This is a genomic window from Olivibacter sp. XZL3, from assembly GCF_004368405.1.
Taxonomy (GTDB): Bacteria; Bacteroidota; Bacteroidia; order Sphingobacteriales; family Sphingobacteriaceae; genus Olivibacter.
The window spans coordinates 1-1,381 of sequence record NZ_SBJH01000009.1 but is presented as its reverse complement, the minus strand read 5'-3'; the positions used below and the strand labels follow the sequence as shown (position 1 = coordinate 1,381).

General features: G+C 43.5%; 1 protein-coding gene. It reads right to left on the bottom strand.

Translation table 11 applies throughout. The features are described from left to right. Nucleotides 1–108: 108 nt before the first annotated feature. Complete coding sequence (locus EPX21_RS03680) at nucleotides 109–1,284, bottom strand: IS4 family transposase (protein WP_134088320.1); 1,176 nt, start codon at nucleotides 1,282–1,284, stop codon at nucleotides 109–111. Nucleotides 1,285–1,381: the final 97 nt, after the last annotated feature.

The following is a 1,381-nucleotide window of genomic DNA, read 5'->3' as shown; positions in this document are numbered from 1 at the left end:
CAGAGCTGTCCAAAATAAATTTTCGAGACAAAAAACAGGGGTTTCAACGGTCTAAAAAGCAATCCTAAAGCTTTTTATCGAAAAGAATCCCTGGGTGTCGGTATAAATTTAACCATCAAATAATTTCAGCTGCGCCATTTGGATAATCTGTTTTTGTTCATAAAAAGGATTATCGAGCCATTTTTTCAGTCCGATCTTCACAAAGAGGTTCAATCTGATAAAGGAAACCAGATTGGACAGATGCCATTTGTACCGGGCCTTTTCCTTTAGGAATTTCAGTAGCAGAACAGCGATCAGGGCAGTCCATAGCTGTATCTTTACTGCATTTTCCGATGTTCCCACAAAGGACTTTATTTTCAGGTTCTGTTTGATGTGCTTGAAGAAGACCTCAATATGCCATCTTTCTTTATAGATATCGGCCACCGTCTGGGCCTTCCAGTGTAAATTGTTGGTAATGAAAGTGTATTCCTGTCCACTTTTGCTGTCCAAATAAACCACCATCCTTAGTTTTTCGGGATAATCCTTACCCGCCTGTGGTGTGGTAAGCCTAATAAGCTGGTCGGCAAGGATAAAGGCGTTGTCGCCACTTTTATCGGTATTGTCCTCGATGATCTGATAGGCCATGTTGGTTTTGGCCCGTGTAACGAAAAAGCACCGGCTGCCGTCCAAAACATGCAGCCATTTGTAATCCACGTAGCCACGGTCCATTACAATTACACTGCCTGTGGGGAAAGAGAGCTTTCTTGCTATATTTATTTCATGCACACTCCCTTCTGTTATGGCCGTGAACACCGGGAGGCAGCCATGGTAATCCAGTACCGTATGCATCTTCACTGCACCCTTGCTGCTACGGTAGGTGGCCCAATCGAATATTTCCAGACACAGGGGGATCAGTGTGGCATCCAGCAGATAGATATTCCGTTTCAGTTTTTTAAGCCCATTACGGGCAAAGGTGTGCCGATGCCACAATTCTTCCAGCATCTTATAATAAAAGTCCCTGAAAAGCTCGTAACTGCGGTGTTTATTGATATAGGAAAGACTTGATTTGCACGGTACCCGGCCAATGCCCAAATGGTTGATGTTGCCGGTAGTACTCCGCAGACCCTGGCTGATATCACGAACAGAACCGGCGCCACCTATATGGCAGAACAGCATCGACACAAAATGTGTCCAGCTGTTGATACCCTTGCTATGCTTATCGCTACCATGCCTTTTTACCAATCTGTCGAATTTTTCCCTCGGAAAAAACGACAATAACTGACTGAATAAACTTATATTTACCATCGGAGGTTATGTTTGAATTAGAGACTCAAAACTTACGGCTTTTCAGCCGTACCTCCTTCTTTTTCTTATTTATTTTTCAACGTTTTGGACGCTTGTG